This window comes from Micromonospora sp. WMMD729, assembly GCF_049315225.1.
Taxonomy (GTDB): domain Bacteria; phylum Actinomycetota; class Actinomycetes; order Mycobacteriales; family Micromonosporaceae; genus Micromonospora.
In genome coordinates this window covers 6,459,754-6,477,080 of sequence record NZ_CP186059.1, presented here as the reverse complement: position 1 = coordinate 6,477,080, position 17,327 = coordinate 6,459,754, and the positions used below count along the sequence as shown (strand labels likewise).

Annotated in this window: 12 protein-coding genes; 6 read left to right on the top strand and 6 right to left on the bottom strand. The window is 68.9% G+C overall.

From position 1 onward, the window contains the following. Nucleotides 1-27: 27 nt before the first annotated feature. Both ACN263_RS29900 and murJ read right to left on the bottom strand, forming a co-directional pair. A complete protein-coding gene (locus ACN263_RS29900) occupies nt 28-1,635 on the bottom strand; it encodes a protein kinase family protein (protein ID WP_422737539.1) in 1,608 nt (535 codons plus the stop codon). 439 nt (nt 1,636-2,074) lie between these two features. Next, nucleotides 2,075-3,832, bottom strand: coding sequence for a murein biosynthesis integral membrane protein MurJ (gene murJ, locus ACN263_RS29895; RefSeq protein WP_422737538.1), 1,758 nt, complete (start codon nt 3,830-3,832; stop codon nt 2,075-2,077). Nucleotides 3,833-3,958: 126 nt separating this feature from the next. On the opposite strand from murJ, the gene ACN263_RS29890 reads away from it, so the two are divergent. Next, nucleotides 3,959-5,419, top strand: a complete 1,461-nt coding sequence (locus ACN263_RS29890; RefSeq protein WP_422737537.1) for a CCA tRNA nucleotidyltransferase — start codon at nt 3,959-3,961, stop codon at nt 5,417-5,419. 164 nt (nt 5,420-5,583) lie between these two features. Here ACN263_RS29890 and ACN263_RS29885 read toward each other — a convergent pair whose 3' ends face one another. Both ACN263_RS29885 and ACN263_RS29880 read right to left on the bottom strand, forming a co-directional pair. Next, nucleotides 5,584-7,113 (bottom strand): flotillin family protein, encoded by a 1,530-nt coding sequence (locus ACN263_RS29885; protein WP_422737536.1) that lies wholly within the window; start codon nt 7,111-7,113, stop codon nt 5,584-5,586. A gap of 27 nt (nt 7,114-7,140) precedes the next feature. Then, nucleotides 7,141-7,683 (bottom strand): hypothetical protein, encoded by a 543-nt coding sequence (locus tag ACN263_RS29880; RefSeq protein WP_422737535.1) that lies wholly within the window; start codon nt 7,681-7,683, stop codon nt 7,141-7,143. A 388-nt stretch (nt 7,684-8,071) separates the two neighbouring features. On the opposite strand from ACN263_RS29880, the gene ACN263_RS29875 reads away from it, so the two are divergent. Next, nucleotides 8,072-9,154, top strand: a complete 1,083-nt coding sequence (locus ACN263_RS29875; RefSeq protein ID WP_422736454.1) for an IS110 family transposase — start codon at nt 8,072-8,074, stop codon at nt 9,152-9,154. A gap of 61 nt (nt 9,155-9,215) precedes the next feature. Then, nucleotides 9,216-9,695 (top strand): methylated-DNA--[protein]-cysteine S-methyltransferase, encoded by a 480-nt coding sequence (locus tag ACN263_RS29870; RefSeq protein WP_422737534.1) that lies wholly within the window; start codon nt 9,216-9,218, stop codon nt 9,693-9,695. 120 nt (nt 9,696-9,815) lie between these two features. Here the strand turns inward: ACN263_RS29870 and ACN263_RS29865 are convergent, their stop codons facing one another. Beyond that, nucleotides 9,816-10,895: an inositol-3-phosphate synthase gene (locus ACN263_RS29865; protein ID WP_422737533.1), complete on the bottom strand. Its 1,080-nt coding sequence runs from the start codon at nt 10,893-10,895 to the stop codon at nt 9,816-9,818. A 23-nt stretch (nt 10,896-10,918) separates the two neighbouring features. Next, the gene (locus ACN263_RS29860) at nt 10,919-11,557 is read right to left on the bottom strand and encodes a PadR family transcriptional regulator (protein WP_422737532.1); all 639 of its coding nucleotides are present in this window, start codon (nt 11,555-11,557) and stop codon (nt 10,919-10,921) included. 175 nt (nt 11,558-11,732) lie between these two features. Here ACN263_RS29860 and ACN263_RS29855 point away from each other — a divergent pair, with 175 nt between their 5' ends. The 3 genes from ACN263_RS29855 to ACN263_RS29845 all read left to right on the top strand — a co-directional run bounded on the left by ACN263_RS29855 (nt 11,733) and on the right by ACN263_RS29845 (nt 16,252). Then, nucleotides 11,733-12,188 (top strand): DUF5318 domain-containing protein, encoded by a 456-nt coding sequence (locus ACN263_RS29855; protein WP_422737531.1) that lies wholly within the window; start codon nt 11,733-11,735, stop codon nt 12,186-12,188. A gap of 197 nt (nt 12,189-12,385) precedes the next feature. Continuing rightward, nucleotides 12,386-15,184, top strand: a complete 2,799-nt coding sequence (locus ACN263_RS29850) for a transglycosylase domain-containing protein (RefSeq protein WP_422737530.1) — start codon at nt 12,386-12,388, stop codon at nt 15,182-15,184. Nucleotides 15,185-15,385: 201 nt separating this feature from the next. Then, nucleotides 15,386-16,252 carry an IS5 family transposase gene (locus tag ACN263_RS29845; RefSeq protein WP_422737529.1) on the top strand — a complete coding sequence of 289 codons (867 nt, stop codon included), beginning with the start codon at nt 15,386-15,388 and terminating at the stop codon, nt 16,250-16,252. The last annotated feature ends 1,075 nt before the right edge of the window (nt 16,253-17,327 follow it).

The following is a 17,327-nucleotide window of genomic DNA, read 5'->3' as shown; positions in this document are numbered from 1 at the left end:
TGCGATGCCCGGGTCGTACCGCGCGGTTCACGAACCCTGGACCGTGATCTCCTGCACGCCGAGCTTGAAGCCGCCGTCGTCGCCGTTGGGCGGCAACTCGGTGAACCAGAGCAGCAGGTAGCGGTACTTCTCGTCGGCGTTGAACCCGTTGAAGGTCATCGTGGTGCCGTCGTGCTCCTTCAGGACACCGATCTCGGTCTTGTAGTTCGCCACCATCGACTTGTCGCCGTTCGAGGTCGACGGGTAGGTGGTCGTGCCGGCGAGCAGCTTCGCGGTGGCGCCTCGACCGGAGAGCACCGCCTGCACCGACTTCACCGTGTGGGGGGAGCCCAGGTCGAACCAGACACCCATGCCGGACTTGAGATTCCCGTACGTGGCGTTCGGGTAGCGGTCGGTCTCCCAGCCCTTGTCGTTGTCACCGTCGATCATCTTCTTGGCGCCGTCGAGCTCGTCCCGCGGGACGCTGTCCGGGTCGATGACCTTGATGTCCTGCACCTTGAGGTTGCGAACCGTGGCGGCGGCCGGGGTGGCCTCACCGGCCGGAGCGCTCGCGCTCGGCGTCGCCCCGGCGGTGTTCTGCGGCTTCTCGTCGTCGCCGCCGAGCGCGCTGATGCCGATGAGCAGACCGACCAGGGCCACCGCCAGCAGACCGGCGATGCCGATGGCGACCTTGCGGCCACCGGCGGCGGCCAGCGGGGACGGCTCTTCCCCGGTCTCGGCGGTGAACCGCAGCGGCCCGCCGTTGTCGAGGTAGTGCTCCTCCTCGGCCGGCACGTCCAGCCGGGCCAGCTCGGCCGCCAGCACGTCCGAGGACGGCGGCGCGATGTCGGCGTCGAGCAGGTCCATGGTCAGGTCGTCCAGGTAGGCGGGCACACCGGCCCGGACCTGGCGGGGCGCCGCGAGGGCACCCGAGGCGTCCCGGACCGCGTCCGCGATGGCGGCCCGCCCGTGACCGGCGGTGGCCCCGCGCAGCGGTGCCTCGGTGTGCGGCCAGTGGCCGGTCAGCGCGAAGTAGAGGACGCCGCCGACCGCCCGGATGTCGCTCTCCTGGCTGTCGTCGCCGTCGGTGCGGGCGTCGGCCAGGACCACGCGGCCATCGTCGCTGATCATCACGGTGCCGGGATGCACGTTGCCGTGCACCATGCCGGTGGCGTGCACCGCGGCCAGCGCACTGGCGACGGCGTTGCCGATCGCGGTGGCGCGCGCCGGGTCCAGCGGGCCATCGGCGGCCAGGTCACGCAGCGACTGCCCGTCGACCCACTCGCGGACCACGTACGCCCGCTCGGCCTCGTCGATGGCGTCGTACACGCCGACCAGGTTGGGGTGGATGACCCGGCTGGCCGCGACGGCCGCCTGAAGCATCTCGGTGGCGGAGTCGCCACCCGGATAGCGCAGTACCACCGCGACCGGGCGGCGCAGGATGACGTCGACCCCGCGCCAGACCAGCCGACCCGCGCTGTCGTTGTTGATGTGCTCGACCAGCTCGTAACGCTCGGCGAGGATCTCACCGGCCGTGGGAGCACCGAAGGTCATGACCGGAGGAGCGCTCTCGTCCGCCTCCTGACCCTCGCCGACCTGGGTCACCCGTCCTCCCTCGGTGATCGTGTCGATCGATGGACCCGTACTGCTGGGCATGTGGCTTCCCGCTCTGCCGTTGAAGGAACCGGCCAACCGGTGTCGACGCGCAGCGTCGGCGCCTGCCGTACCCGTCGAGAGCGACCTTACCCGGGTTGCCCGTCTCCCCGACATGTCATCTTCTTGCCGTACCCGGCGGGGTGCCGGGGATCGGGGAACTCGTCCGGTTACGACCGTTGTCAGCCACGTTGCTGGCACATGTACTAGCCAATCTACGGCTTCACCGCAAGTGACCGACGTCGGGGCCGGTCCGGGCGTGCTGCCCTTGTCCACCAGCCAGTTCCCCGCCGATCGGACGCTCAGGCTCAGCCGTACGGTTGGTTATCCACAGGCCGATCCGGTGGCTGACCGGTGAATCGCGGAGTTATCCACAGGTGCATCCCCAGGCTGGTGATCCATGGTCACGTTCCGTGTGGGCCCCGACTGTGGGTGCGGCGGTTCAGCGGCCGAGCCGGCGACGGACCATCCCGACCACCTCGGTGATCTCCCCGATCCGCAGCGCCATGGCGAGCCCGAGGTAGCTCCCGCCGATCACGGCGCCACCGATCACGAGCTGGACGATCGCCTCCAGGCGGCTCGGCGTGTCGTCGCCGGGCAACAGCTTGATCACCAGCAGACCGACGAGCGCCGAGCCGAGCGCCGCCGCCGCGACCCGCCCACCGGTCCGCATGATCTCGCCGAGGCCGATCCGGCCGACGCGCGGCCGGAGCAGCCACGCGGAGCCGATCGCGGCAGCCAGGTAGGAGACCGCGTTGCCGATCATCATGCCGGCCCCGGCGAAGCTCGCCGAGAAGGCCACGAAGAGCACGACCTGTACGCCGATCCGGAGAGCCACCACCGGAATGTTGATCAATGCTGGGGTGCGGGTGTCGGGCAGGGCGTAGAAGGCGAAGGTGAAGAGCTGGCTCACCGCGAACGGAACCAGCGCCAGCGCGGCGGCGAGCAGGACGACGGAGGTGGCGGTGGCGTTGTCCTCGTTGAACGCGCCGAACCGGAACAGCGTGAACGCGATGGGCGTGGCGAGGACGGCGTAGCAGACCGCGATCGGCGCGAGCACCGCCGTGACCGTGCGGGTACCCCGCGACAGGTCGGCGGCGACGTCGGCGTACCGCCCGTCGGCGGCGGCGGCGCTCATCCGGGGCATCAGCGCGGTGATGATCGAGACGGCGATGATGCCATGCGCGGTCATCAGCAGCAGAAAGACGTTGTTGTAGATCAGCGGACCGGCTGCGTTCTCCTTGCCGGCCCGGTTCAGCAGGTTGAACAGCACGATGAGGCCGACCTGGCTCACCGCGACGTAGCAGATCATCCACGCCCCGAGCCGGCCCAGCTCGCGCAGACCGAGCGCGCGGAAGTCGAAACGCGGCTTCCAGCGGAAGCCGACCTTGCGCAACGCCGGCAGCAGGCCCGCCGCCTGGACGGCGACACCGAGCAGGGTGCCACCACCGATCAGCAGGATCCGCCCGGTGGTCATCTCCTCGGGTTGGACGATCTCCGCCCCGAAGATCGCAATGTAGAGACCGGCCGTGGCGATCACCACGAGGTTGTTCAGGATCGGCGCCCACATCGGGGCGGCGAAGTGCCCCCGCGTGTTGAGCACCGCGCTGATCAACGCGCTCAGCCCGGAGAAGAAGATCATCGGCAGCATGAGGCGGGCCAGCCCGGTGACCAGCTGCGAGTAGTCGCCATTCGACGGGCCGCTGCCGTAGAGCCAGGTGAGCGTCGAGGCGAAGGCGACCGCCAGCAGCGCCGCGACGCCGAGGGCGAGCACCGCCAGGGTGAGCAGTCGCTGGGCGTACGCCTGGCCGCCGTCGACGTCGACCTTGCGACGGCGTACCAGCACCGGGATCAGCACGCTGGTGAGCACACCGCCGAGCAGGAACTCGTAGACCATGCCGGGCAGGATCTGCGCGGTCGTGTACGCGTCACCGACCAGCGCGCCACCGAGCGCCGCCGCGATGACGAGGTTGCGCAGGAAGCCCGTACCCCGGCTGACCAGGCTGCCGATCGCCATCACCGCGCTGTTGGTCGCCGCGCTCGCCTCGCCCACCTGTTCCTGCGGCGGGGCGGTCGACTCCATGGCCGGCTGGTTCAGCGGCTCGGCGGAGATGAAGGTGGCACCGTCGGAGGGGCGGATGTTGGCTCCCGCACCGCCGTCCCGCGCGGCGTTCGCGCTGCGGTAGAGCCCGCCGCTCATCTCCAGCCTCCCAGGGGTACGTCGAGCCGGGCACCGACCCGCACGTCACAGACCTTAGTCAACCCGTACCCGTTACCCGCGCCCGGCGGACGCGATGCCGGTCGGGACCGATAGGCTGGCGATCCCATGTCCGAAGCCTCCGCACCCCACGCCGCCGACCGCCGCGACCTCACCGCCGCGCAGCGCAACGCCGTCGCCGAACTGCTCCGGGTCTCCCCGGTCGCCGACGAGCTGGGCCGCCGTTTCGTCCGTGCCGGTCACGAGCTGCACCTGGTGGGTGGTTCGGTACGCGACGCGCTGCTCGGCCGACTCGGCGACGACCTCGACTTCTGCACCGACGCCCATCCCGACGAGACGGTGCGGATCATCAAGGGCTGGGCCGAGTCGATCTGGGAGACCGGCCGTGAGTTCGGGACCATCGGCGCCCAGCGCGACGGCCTCCGGCTGGAGATCACCACCTTCCGCGCCGAGTCGTACGACCAGGTCAGCCGTAACCCGGTGGTGGTGTACGGCACCAGCCTCGACGAGGACCTGAAGCGGCGCGACTTCACCATCAACGCGATGGCGGTCAGCCTGCCGGACCATCGTTTCACCGATCCGCACGGCGGGCTGGACGACCTCGCGGCCAAGGTCATCCGTACGCCCAGCACCCCTCGGGAGTCGTTCGGCGACGACCCGCTGCGCATGCTGCGGGCCGCCCGGTTCGCCGCCCAACTGCGCTTCGCCGTTCACCCGGACGTGCACGTCGCGATGGCCGGGATGGCCGCCGACCTGGACCGGATCACCGCCGAGCGGATCCGTGACGAGTTCACCAAGCTGCTCTGCGGCGCCGACCCGATCACCGGGCTGCGGTTGCTGGTCGACACCGGCCTGGCCGAGCGGTTCCTGCCGGAACTGACCGGGCTGAAGTTGGAGATCGACGAGCACGCCCAGCACAAGGACGTCTACGAGCACACGCTGACGGTGGTCGGGAACGCGGTGTCCTACGAGGAGGAGGGCTGCGACTTCGTCCTGCGGATGGCCGCCCTGATGCACGACGTGGGCAAGCCGGCGACGAAGGCCGTCGGGTCCGACGGCCGGGTCAGCTTCCACCACCACGAGGTGGTCGGCGCGCGGCTGACCAAGGCCCGGATGAAGGCGATGCGGTACCCGAAGGAGATCACCGCGAAGGTGACCGCGCTGGTCGCGCTGCACCTGCGCTTCTACGGGTACGGCCGGGGCGAGTGGACCGACTCGGCGGTACGCCGTTACGTCGCCGACGCCGGTGACCTGCTGCCCCGGCTGCACAAGCTGACCCGTTCGGACTGCACGACCCGCAACCGTCGAAAGGCTGCCCAGCTCGCCGCCGACTACGACGCGCTGGAGGAGCGGATCGCCCGGATCGCCGCCGAGGAGGATCTGGCCCGGGTCCGCCCCGACCTGGACGGCAACGCGATCATGGAGTTGCTCGGCGTACCTCCGGGGCCGATCGTCGGGCGGGCCTGGAAGCACCTCAAGGAACAGCGCCTCGAGCACGGCCCCCTGGACCGCGACGCCGCCGAGGCGGAGTTGCTGCGCTGGGCCCGCGCCGAAGGCCTGATCCCCTAACCCGCCCCGCCCCCGCGCCCCAACCCCCGCGCTCCCCGCCCCAAGCCCCGCCGATCTTGCACTTTCTGTGGTCGATATGAGGGGACTGTCCTCTTTCGTCGCGACAGAAAGTGCAAGATCGACGGCGCGGGGGGCGCGACAGGGCGGGGCGGGGGCAGCGGGGGCTAGCGGGTTTCTACGGCTGTTCCGTCTACTGCCGCGCCCTTGCCGGTCGAGCTGCCGTTGCCGGGCGTCGAGGCTGAGCCGAGGCGGGCCAGCAGGCCGGCCAGGTCGATGCCGGTGAGGTCGCTGCCGAGTTGCAAGCCCTGCGCCACGTTGCCGGCCACCGACTTGGTCAGCGACGACGCGCCTTCGGTGGAGATGACCGTCATCTTGTCGATCGCCCCGATCGGAGCGCTGGCTGCCTCGACGACCTGCGGCAGGACCTTGACCAGCAGGTCCAGCACCGCGGCCTCGCCGTACGCGGCGAACGCCTCGGCCTTGCGGGCCATCGCGTCGGCCTCGGCCTCACCCTTGGCCAGGATGGCCGCCGCCTCGGCCTGCCCCTCGCGCTCGACCGCCTCGGCGATGGCGGAGCGCCGCCGCTGCTCGGCCTCACCCTCCTTGGCGCCCTCGATCGCGTTCGCCTCGGCCAGTGCCGCACGGCGGGCCCGCTCGCCCTCACCGGTGAGCCGCGCCTGCTCGGCGGACGCCTGGGCGGCGGCGATGACCGCCTGGCGCTGTGCGTCCGCGCTGAGCACCGCCGCGTTGCGGGCCGCCTCGGCCTCCTGCTCCACCTTGTACCGGGCGGCGTCGGCCGGCTTGCGCACCTCGGTGTCCAGTTGGCGCTGCTTCAGCTCGGCGTTGCGCTCGGCCACCTTCTGCTGCTCGGAGAGGATCGCCTGGTCCCGTTCCGCCTGGGCGAGCGGCCCGGCCGCGGCCGACTTGGCCTTCGCCGCGTCGATCTCCGCCTGGATGCCGGCCTGCTTGAGGGCCAGGTTGCGGTTCGCCTCGGCGATGGCCTCCTCGGCGAGCAGCCGCTCCTGCTCGGCCTGCTGCCGGGCCCGCGCCTCGGCGATGGCCGCGTCCTTGAGTACCCGGGCTGCCTCGGGCCGGCCCAGGTCCTGCAGGTAGGAGCCCTCGGCGAGGATGTCCTGGAGCTGGAACGTGTCGAGCACCAGACCCTGGTTGGTCATCGAGTGCTCGGCCTCCTCGGCCACGGCGCTGGCGAACGCCGCCCGGTCCCGGATGACCTCCTCGACGGTGAGCCGACCGACGATCGACCGCAGCGCGCCCGCCAGCACCTCCCGGGTGAAGTTGTCGATCTCGTCCTGCTGGTGCAGGAACCGCTGGGCCGCCGCCCGGATCGCGTCCTCGGTGCCGCCGACCTTGACGATCGCCACACCGTGCAGGTCGGCACGGATGCCCTGCTTGCTGACCGCGCCCCGGATGCCCACGTCGATCCGCCGGCTGGACAGGTCGAGCGACTGGAGCTTCTGCACCACCGGGAGCACGAAGACCGAGGCGCCGAGCACCACCTTCTGCCCGGAGGTGTCGGTCGACCGGCCGCCGTCGGCGGTGTGCGTGGTGCGGCCCTTGCGACCCGTGACGATGAACGCCTCGTTCGGCCCGGCCACCTTGATCCGGGACAGCACGAACAACACCAGGACGAGCGCGAGGACGACCGCGCCCACGACAGCTATCAACAGGGGCATGGAGGGGGTCCTGTCTACGAGAAGGAATCAGTAGGTCTCGACGTGCACGCTGGTCTCACTCAGCGCCTGCACGACGAAGACCTGCGCGCCGATCGGGATCGGCCGGTCGGCGCGGGCGTTGAGCTTGACCGGCTGGCCGGCGACGCGTACCCGCACCTCGCCGTACCCGTCGAGGGGCACCGGCGTGACGACCAGGCCGAGCGCGCCGACCAGGTCGTCGCGGGTGGGGGTGGGGTCGGTGCGCATGTTGCGCGCCGCCCGGCTGAAGCGGGACGCCAGCCACGCCGTGGGCACGGCCGCGAGCAGGCCGCCGGCCGCCGCGCCGGCGATCATTCCGGGGGTACGCGCGCCGAGCAGCTCGTTGACGATGGCCCCGCCGAAGCCGAACGCTCCGGCGAAGCCGGCGACCGCCTCGGTGGAGATCGGCCCGTCCACGTCGGGGTGCCCGAAGTGGAGCAGTTCGCTGCCGAGCAGGGCGAGTGCCAGCACCGTGACACCGGCCCCGCCGATGATCAGAAAGATGAGCGTCCCCGTGGCCACGACCTGCACGGTATCGACGCCGCGCAACATCCAAACTGACGAGCCGAGCCCGCCCCCGCCCCGCCGATCTTGCACTTTGTGTTGCTGTTACGTGGTGGTTCGTACCTTTGGTGACGACAGAAAGTGCAAGACGCTTCTATGTCGGTGGTGATCGGTTCGGCTGGTTGCCGTTAGGTTCGGCGTCGATGATCGCTTGGGTGACTCATTGCCGATCCGGCCGCTCGGAGTGCGGGCGTGCCTTGTGCAAGACCTGTCCCCAGGTGGTCGTCGGCGCCGGCCCGGCCCACCTTGCTGGCCTGATCAGAAGCCTGCCCGTGCGAGCACACGTGGCCCATCACAGATTTGCCGCCGAGGTGACTGCATCCCGAGCCGACGCCGACTGTCCCAGTCGTGTCTGGCAAAGGGAGCAACAACTGAGATGGCACAGATCGTAGAGCGGGTCACGGATCGCTATGACGTGGTGGTGGGGGTGGATACCCACACCGACACGCACACCGCGGCGGTGCTCGACCGGTTCGGAGCGGTGCTGGCGCAGGTCACCGTGTCCACCGACCCGGACGGGTTGAGCCAGCTGCTGGCCTTCGCCGCCACGCACACCCCATCGCACGGGCGCCGGTTATGGGCGGTGGAGGGCACCCGGGCGCACGGTCAGGGGCTGTGCCGACTGTTGAGCGCTGCCGGTGAACCGGTCTGCGAGGCACCCAAACCCGTCGCGGCGACCCGCCGCCGGGGCGGCAAGTCCGACCAACTGGACGCGGTCGCCGCCGCCCACGCCGTGCTGGCACTGTCCACCGACCGCATCACGGCACCCCGCAGCGACGGACCACGCGAGGCGCTGCGTCTGCTGCTGGTCTGCCGCCGCCACCACAGCGACACGCGCACCGCCACGGTCAACCTGGTCAAAGCGCTGATCCTGACCGCCGACGACGCCCTACGCCACGCCATACAAGGGCTCAGCACCACCCACCAGATCGCCCGTCTGGCCGCCCTCGACCTGCCCGACAACACCCACCCGCCCACCGAGGAACACACCCGCCGCCGCGAACTGGCCACCCTCGCCCGTCACATCCACACCCTCGACGCCGCACTGACCGACAACCACCGACGCCTACGCACCCTCGTCACCGAACTCTGCCCACCCCTGCTCGACCAACCCGGAATCGGACCCGTCACCGCCGCCATCGCCCTCACCACCTGGTCACACCCCGGCCGCGTCCGATCAGAAGCCGCCTACGCCACCCTCGCCGGCGCCGCCCCCATACCCGTGGCCAGCGGCCGCACCGACCGACACCGCCTCAACCGCGGCGGCGACAGAACCCTCAACAGCGCCCTGCACACCATCGCCCTGACCCGCCGCCGCATCCACCCCGAAACCCGCGACTACATCAACCGCCGCCGCGCCCAAGGCCGCACCACCAAAGAAATCAACCGCTGCCTCAAGCGCTACATCGCCCGACAGCTCTACCGCATCATCACCACCCACCACCGCACCGCCACTTGACAACCCCACTCACAGATCGGCGAGGGTGGGGCGGCGGCTTCGTGTCGGGGACAATGGGTTCGTGCGCTGGACTGTGCTTGACTCACCGATCGGCGAGTTCTCCGTGGCCACCGACGGCACGAGCGTCTGCGGAGCCCACTTCGGCCGGGTGGACGGGGCCACCGACGAGCCGGCCGATCCGCTGTCCCGGCAGGTCGTGGCCGAGCTGCGGGCGTACTTCGCCGGCGAGCTGACCGCGTTCACGGTTCCCGTGTCGGCCCCGCGCGGCTCCGAGTTCGAGCGGGCGGTGTGGCGGGAGATGACCCGCATCCCGTACGGCCGGACGCTGACGTACGGCGAGGTGGCTCGGCTGGTCGGCGATCCTGGCGGGGCCCGGGCGGTGGGGGTGGCCTGCAACCGCAACCCCATTCCCGTGCTCGTGCCGTGTCACCGGATCGTCGGCGCGGGCGGCAAGCTGGTCGGCTTCGGTGGCGGCCTGCCTCGCAAGGTCACGCTGCTGGAACTGGAGGCTGGGGTCGCGCTGCGACACGCCTGGTCCTGAACCCTCCTGCGGAGGTCCCGTGGGCGGTGGTGAGGATCACGGGACGCGTACCCGGGAATGAAGCCCGAAGGGCCGGGTCCACACGGACCCGGCCCTTCGACGGTGCTGGTGATCAGCGCGTCAGCGCTCGACCTCGCCGGCGATGAACTCCTCCACGGCCTGGTGGGCGTCGTGGTCGGCGTACTGCACCGGCGGGGACTTCATGAAGTACGACGAGGCCGACAGGATCGGGCCGCCGATCTTGCGGTCCAGCGCGATCTTCGCGGCCCGGACGGCGTCGATGATGACGCCGGCGGAGTTCGGCGAGTCCCACACCTCGAGCTTGAGCTCGGCGTTGAGCGGGGTGTCGCCGAAGGAGCGACCCTCCAGGCGGATGTACGCCCACTTGCGGTCGTCCAGCCACGGCACGTGGTCCGACGGGCCGATGTGCACGTCGCTCTTGCTCATCTCGTGCGGGATCTGCGAGGTGACCGACTGGGTCTTCGAGATCTTCTTCGAGACCAGACGGTTGCGCTCCAGCATGTTCATGAAGTCCATGTTGCCGCCGAAGTTGAGCTGGTACGTGCGCAGCAGCTCGACACCGCGGTCCTCGAAGAGCTTCGCGAGCGCGCGGTGCACGATGGTGGCACCGACCTGGCTCTTGATGTCGTCGCCGACGATCGGCAGACCCGCGTCGGTGAACTTCTGCGCCCACTCGGGGTCGGAGGCGATGAAGACCGGCAGGGCGTTGACGAACGCGCAACCGGCGTCGATCGCGGCCTGGGCGTAGAACTTGTCGGCCTGCTCGGAGCCGACCGGCAGGTACGAGACGACGACGTCGACCTGCGCGTCGCGCAGCGCCTGGGCCACGTCGACCGGGGTGGCGTCGGACTCCTCGACGATCTCGCGGTAGTACTGGCCCAGACCGTCGAAGGTCGGGCCGCGCTGCACGGTGACGCCGGTCGGCGGCACGTCGCAGAGCTTGATGGTGTTGTTCTCGCTGGCGACGATCGCCTCCGCGAGGTCCATGCCCACCTTCTTGGCGTCGACGTCGAACGCCGCGACGAACTGAACGTCAGAGACGTGGTAGTCGCCGAAGGTGACGTGCATGAGACCCGGGACGCGGTCGTTCGGGTCGGCGTTGCGGTAGTACTCGACGCCCTGAACCAGGGACGAGGCGCAGTTACCCACACCGACGATGGCGACGCGGACGGAGCCCATAGCGTCTGCCTCCTTCTTTTCTGTCACGGCCGCTCTTTCCTGGTCTCTCCAGGTGGAGGCGGGCTGTTGTCTTCTCGTCGGCCACCGGCTGTCCCCGGATGGGGGACCGTCGGGGCTCGGCCGGAGCGCTCGTTGGCGATGAGCTCCTCCAGCCAGCGGACCTCACGCTCACAGGCGTCCAGGCCGTGGCGCTGCAGTTCCAAGGTGTAAGCGTCGAGGCGCTCGGCCGCCCGGCCCAGCACGTCGCGAAGGCCTTCACGACGTTCCTCGATCTTGCGGCGGCGACCCTCCAGAATGCGCAGGCGGGTCGCCTGGTCGGTCCGGGCGAAGAACGCGAAGTGCACGCCGAAACCCGTGTCGTCGTACGTCTCGGGGCCGGCCTGTGCGATGAGCTGGGCGAAGCGTTCCTTGCCCTCCGCGGTGATTTTGTAGACCACCCGACCTCGTCGGCTGGTCAGCGCGGGAACCTCCTCGGCGGTGGCGGGTGTCTCGGCGGCTTCGGTGATCCATCCCGCCGCCTGCAACCTGCGCAGGGTCGGGTAGAGCGAGCCGTAGCTGATCGCCGCCCGGATCGCACCGAGTTTGGCGGTCAGCTCCTTGCGCAGCTCATAGCCGTGCATCGGAGACTCCTGCAGGAGGCCGAGGATGGCGAATTCGAGCACTGGCCACCCTCTCTTTACCCTCCGGCGCGGAGCGATAACCGCCACGATGTATCGGACCGATACATCGCACGTTAGCCGTTGCCGCCGGCCAGCACAAACCCCCGTTCCGGGATGCTGTCATCACGCATCGTGACCGTGGTCGCCTCGCCGGGCCGGACCGCGTACCCTTCTCCGCATGCGTACGCAGCGCCAGATCGTCGACTACTCGCTTCAGAAGCGAGCAGTGCTGCGTGAGCTGATGGCCGGCCGCATCGGCACGTACGACGTGTGTGACGCGTCGCCGTACCTGAAGAACGCTGCACGGTTCCACGGCGAGCCCACCGAGCTGCGCTGTCCCATCTGTCGCAGCGAGAATCTGACGTTGGTCCACTACATTTACGGGGACGAACTCAAGCAGTCCGCCGGACAGGCTCGGACACTCGCCGAGCTGCCCGTGCTGGCGATGACGCTACGTGAGTTCCAGGTCTTCGTGGTGGAGGTGTGCCTCGGCTGTGACTGGAACCATCTCGTCGAGCAGTACCTGCTCGGTCGGGAGGGTCTCACCGGCGACGGCGACGGTGTTGGCGCTGACGAGCAGGACGCCGCAGCCGCCGAGGGTGTGGGTCGGCGGAGGCGAGAGGCGCAACGGTGATCTCAGTGGGTTCGACCGGCTCCGGTGCTGTGAACATGAACCGGGACGGCCGACCACTCGTTGGTCCGATTGGCCCGATTGATTCGGCAATGACCCTGGCGAACCGGCACCCCCGTGCCGGTGCTCCGGGTGAAGCAACTCACGGCAACCCGGTGGCGGCGCTGTCGCGCCCCACCGCGACCGGCAGGGTGTGAAGAATGAACTCGTACGGCGATCCCAGCTCCGCGCGCGGTCGGGCCCAGTACCCGGGCCCGGACGGTGACCCCGGACCGGGCGCGGACGACGCGTACCGCAGACCCGGCGGTGACTCCCGCGCGGGCGGCTGGTCTTCCGCGGAGCCCGCAGCGCCCCCCGGCCGAGCCTCGGTGACACCGAGAGCCGCCGGCGGTCGTGCGTCGGTCGGCGGCTCGGCCTCCGTGCCTCGGCCCGGCGGTGCCGCCGCCGGATCCGCGGCGGTGGGCTCGGCCACTCCCGGCCGCAGCGGTCGGGCCTCGGTGCCCGTGTCACCGGCGCCGGGTGCGGCCACCGGTCGCGCCGGCGCCGGGCGGGCGTCCGTTCCGGTGTCCCCGGCGCCGGGAGCGCCCGCCGGTCGGGCCCGGGTCGGCACTGCCGCCGTCGGCGCCGCCTCGGCGGGCCGGGCCAGCGTCGGCTCCGCGTCGGTGGGCGGCCGTGCCGCGGTCGCCCGGGCGAGTGTCTCGCCGGTCTCCGGCGGGCCCGGTGGGCCCGGCGGTCCGAACGGTCCGGGTGGGCCGAACGGACCCGGACGCGGTGGCCAAGGTGGTCGCGGCGCGGGTGACCCGGCCGCGGCGGCGCGGGCCAAGAAGCGCAAGCGGATGAACCTGCTGATCGCCGGGTTCGCCGTCTTCATCATGCTCGCCGGCGTCGGTGTGGTCGGGTTCACCTACTACTCGACGAACGTCGTCATGCCCGAGGAACTGCCGCTGCCGCTGTCCACGACCGTGTACGCCAAGGACGGCAAGACCACGCTCGCCAAGCTGGGCAGCGAGAACCGCACCTTCGTCACCATCAACCAGATCCCCGAGCACGTGCAGCACGCGGTGGCGGCAGCCGAGGACCGGAACTTCTACCGGCACTCGGGCGTCGACTACAAGGGCATCGTCCGGGCCGCGTGGAACAACGTCTCCAACGGTGACAAGCAGGGCGCCTCGACGATCACCCAGCAGTACGCCCGCAACGCGTTCGAGAATCTCCAGGACGACACGTACGGCCGCAAGGTGAAGGAGGCCATCCTCGCCTCCAAGCTGAACGACGCGTACAGCAAGCCGGAGATCATGCAGCACTACCTCAACGTCATCTACTTCGGACGCGGTGCGTACGGCATCGAGGCGGCGGCACAGACGTACTTCGGCAAGTCGGCGATCAAGCTGACCCCCGCCGAGGGCGCGGTCCTGGCCGCGCTGATCAAGCAGCCGCAGGCGACCGACACCCACAAGGGTTACGACCCGGCGGTCAACCCGACCGACGCCAAGACCCGGTGGGACTACGTGATCGACGGGATGAAGAAGGAGAAGTGGCTGGACCCGGCCGCCCCGATCGAATACCCGAAGGTGCTGCCACCGAAGAAGGGCGGCAACGGCTTCGGCGTCGACACCCCCCGGGGCAACGTCATCAACTACGTCCGTCAGGAGATGGACGCGATGGGCCTCTGCTCCGACACCGGCGCGGAGGGCAAGACGAGCTGCGTCGACGCGCTGCGGGACGGTGGCTACCGGATCACGACGACCATCGACCCGAAGCTCCAGGCGGCCGCCGAGAACACGGCGATGCAGTCGAAGAAGGGCTCGGAGCTCAACGACCAGCCCAAGAACCTGATGGCGGCGGTGGTTTCGATCGACCCGAAGAAGGGCCGCGTGCTCGCCTACTACGGCGGTGACAGCGGTGCCGACTTCGACTACGCCGGCAAGAACATCGACAAGAACGGCGACCTGACCGGTGGTCACCCGCCGGGCTCCTCGATGAAGGTCTACACCCTGGCCGCCGCGATCGAGGCCGGCATCTCCGTCAAGTCGCACTGGGACCCGACGCCGTACAAGCCCGAGGGTTCCAAGGACCCGATCGGTAACGCCGGCCGGACCAACCTCAAGTGCGGCAAGTACTGCACCCTCGAAGAGTCCACGATCCAGTCGTACAACGTGCCCTTCTACTGGGTCGCCGACACCATCGGCGCCGACAAGGTCGTCGACATGGCCCGGAAGGCCGGCGTGACCACCATGTGGGGCGTCGACCCACCGCAGGCCTACGACCTGTCGAAGAAGGGGAAGAACCCCTTCGACAACTACACCGGTTTCGGCAAGTACCCGCTCACCGTGTTCGACCACGCGAACGCGATGGCCACCTTCGCCAACGACGGCAAGTACATCAAGGCGCACTTCGTCATCAAGGTGGAGCAGCAGGACAAGGACACCGGTAAGTGGAAGGTCGTCGGCAGCGAGCGGATCAAGCCTGAGCAGCGGATCGACAAGAAGATCACCGATGAGGTGACCGGCGTCCTCAAACAGATTCCCGCCCCCAACCATCTCTCGCTCGAAGACGGCCGTCAGGCCGCCGCGAAGACGGGCACCTGGGAGTGGAACGACAAGGACAACGCGCACGCGTGGACGGTCGGGTACACCCCGCAGAACGCCACGGCCGTCTGGGTGGGCAGTCGGGATATCAAGAAGCCGCAGATCCGCCTCGCAAGTGGCAAGCCCGTCGGCGGTTCGACGCTGCCCGGTCCTATCTGGGAGAAGTTCATGAACGCCGCGCTCAAGGGCCAGGAGGAGATCCCCCTGCCCAGCGTCACCGGCGAGGGCGACGTCACCAAGGGCAACGGCAAGGAGCCCGCGGCACCACCGCCGCCGCCGGGGGGTCAGCCGGGGCAGCCGGGGGGCCAGCCCTGTGACCCACTGACCAACCCGTTCTGCCCCCGTAACGACGGCAACCCCGGAGGTAACAACCCGGGCGGTCCCGGTGGGCCCGGTGGTCCGAACCGTTAACCGCCCCGCCCCGCTCGCCGGCCACCCAACACTGACGCGTCCCTCGACAGCCGCAGCCGGCCAGGCGCCTCGTCTAGGCCGTGTTTCGTAGGGCGTCGATGTTGGCGTGGCGGTGGTCGCTAATTGAAGAGGTCTCCGGTAGTTGGTTCAGCGACCAAGCTAGAACTTCACACCGGAGACCTCGTGCCGAGCGTAACGGCAGTGAGGCGACATGACCTGACCGACGTGCAGTGGGCGGCGTTGGAGCCGTTGCTGCCTGCGGGAACGGGTCATGCTCGGCCGCGCAGATGGACCATGAGACTGATCATCGACGGGATCCGGTGGCGGGTCCGAACCGGATCGCCGTGGCGTGACGTGCCCGCGGAGTACCCGCCGTGGCAGACCTTGTATCGATGGTTTCGGCGGTGGCAGCGTGACGGTGTCTGGGCGCGGATCCTCACCTCGTTGCAGGCCCGCGCGGACGCCGCCGGGTTGGTCGACTGGACGGTGAGCGTGGACTCGACCATCAGCCGCGCCCACCAGCACGCGGCGGGAGCCCGCCGCGACGGCCAGGCGCAGAAGGAGCCTGCTGGTGGTGTGCAGGCCGAGCCGGCGGATCACGGGCTTGGCCGATCGAGGGGCGGCTGGACCACCAAGACCCATCTGGCCTGCGAGCAGGGCCGCAAGCTGATGGCTCTGGTGGTGACCGCTGGGCAGCGCGGCGACAGCCCCCAGTTCATCCCCGTCTTGGCCAAGATCCGCGTTCCTCGAGCCGGTGGTGGCCGGCCACGGACCCGCCCCGACACGGTGTTGGCCGACAAGGCGTACACGTCGAAGGCCAACCGTGCCCACCTGCGATCCCGGGGCATCCGCGCGTGCATCTTGAGCAAGGCCGACCAGGACGCGCACCGCAAAGCCAAGGGCTCCCAAGGCGGACGCCCGCCCGCCTTCGACCCCGACGTCTACCGCCTGCGCCACGCCGTCGAGTGCGGCATCAACCAACTCAAACAACACCGCGCCATGGCCACCAGATACGACAAACTCGCCGTGCGCTACGAAGCCACCCTCACCATCGCCGCCATCAACTAAGTGGTCAGCTTTTGAACGGCGCTGACGGCGGCAGTTCGCTGGAAGGCGGGCGGGGCACCTTCCGTATGCGCTCTATCAGTGATTTTTCAAAAATATATGGAGCCGTTCCCCAGCGATTTCTAAGCTGGTCAGCCATGCCTTCCGGTAGTTCTTGCACGCGTGGATTTCGGGTTGAAAAATGTCGGTGAAGGGCTGGTGGTGGGACGGAATTCGGCAGCTTGAAGGATACCTGCCACTATGCTGCCGAATACCATAGGAGCCATTATTTAGGTGCAATTTGCGTTCGAGGGCGAGGGATCGCAGAGGCATGCCCTTCGCCCATTCCAAGTGGGCCGACTTTAAATTTTGCCCGTCGGGCATCCATTATGTGGGCGAATACCAGGCGATGGTGGGTTCCTAAGATATTTCGCCGGGTGCGATGGCTTAGAGTGGAGGAAATTCCGCGCCTAGCAATCGCCCTAGTTCGGGCCGATCTAAGAGCCGAACCGATCAAACCATTGCGGTGAAACTCCCGTTAGAAGGCTCGGTGATCCGGCCGCTGTTCGCAGCCTCGGGCATGATGAGGCTGTACGGTCGGCAGAGTAGCTGAGAGGGCGGCATGCTGGATTTGAATGCCGGCGATATAAGCTTTACTGGGGATGGTTACCGATACTTCGAACTTCTTTACGTCGCGCTCTACCCTAGACATCGCCAAACTTGGATGTTGACTTTGAGCCATGGCTTGCGTTAGCGTCAATGCGCTGGGTGAGGCGCAATCGGCGAGTCAGGTCGTCGATTGAGTGCTTCCCATCTGGCGGGGAAGGCCGACCACGGGAGGATTGGGCCATGCGCAGGAAATTAGTGCGAGCGTTCCAGGTGACTCTGGCAACTGGAGCAATGATTCTTGCACCGGGAACTGCCGCGTTAGCTAGTCCGGCAGTTGAAGCCAGCTTCGCCCGGAGTGTGGGGGCGAACAATATTTCGATCATGGCGAATGAGTGTAGTCTTCCAACTTCGGCGCAGCCGAACAGTCGATTTTTGCGAAGTTACACCGCAGGGCAGTGTGGTATTTGCCAGGATGACGCCAAGTGGCTTA

Bases quoted from the DNA above. Each gene is read 5' to 3' on its own strand.
- ACN263_RS29885 (WP_422737536.1), bottom strand. From the start codon at position 7,113: ATGCCCCTGTTGATAGCTGTCGTGGGCGCGGTCGTCCTCGCGCTCGTC.
- ACN263_RS29850 (WP_422737530.1), top strand. From the start codon at position 12,386: ATGAACTCGTACGGCGATCCCAGCTCCGCGCGCGGTCGGGCCCAGTAC.
- ACN263_RS29890 (WP_422737537.1), top strand. From the start codon at position 3,959: ATGTCCGAAGCCTCCGCACCCCACGCCGCCGACCGCCGCGACCTCACC.
- ACN263_RS29855 (WP_422737531.1), top strand. From the start codon at position 11,733: ATGCGTACGCAGCGCCAGATCGTCGACTACTCGCTTCAGAAGCGAGCA.
- murJ (WP_422737538.1), bottom strand. From the start codon at position 3,832: ATGAGCGGCGGGCTCTACCGCAGCGCGAACGCCGCGCGGGACGGCGGT.
- ACN263_RS29880 (WP_422737535.1), bottom strand. From the start codon at position 7,683: ATGTTGCGCGGCGTCGATACCGTGCAGGTCGTGGCCACGGGGACGCTC.
- ACN263_RS29875 (WP_422736454.1), top strand. From the start codon at position 8,072: ATGGCACAGATCGTAGAGCGGGTCACGGATCGCTATGACGTGGTGGTG.
- ACN263_RS29865 (WP_422737533.1), bottom strand. From the start codon at position 10,895: ATGGGCTCCGTCCGCGTCGCCATCGTCGGTGTGGGTAACTGCGCCTCG.
- ACN263_RS29900 (WP_422737539.1), bottom strand. From the start codon at position 1,635: ATGCCCAGCAGTACGGGTCCATCGATCGACACGATCACCGAGGGAGGA.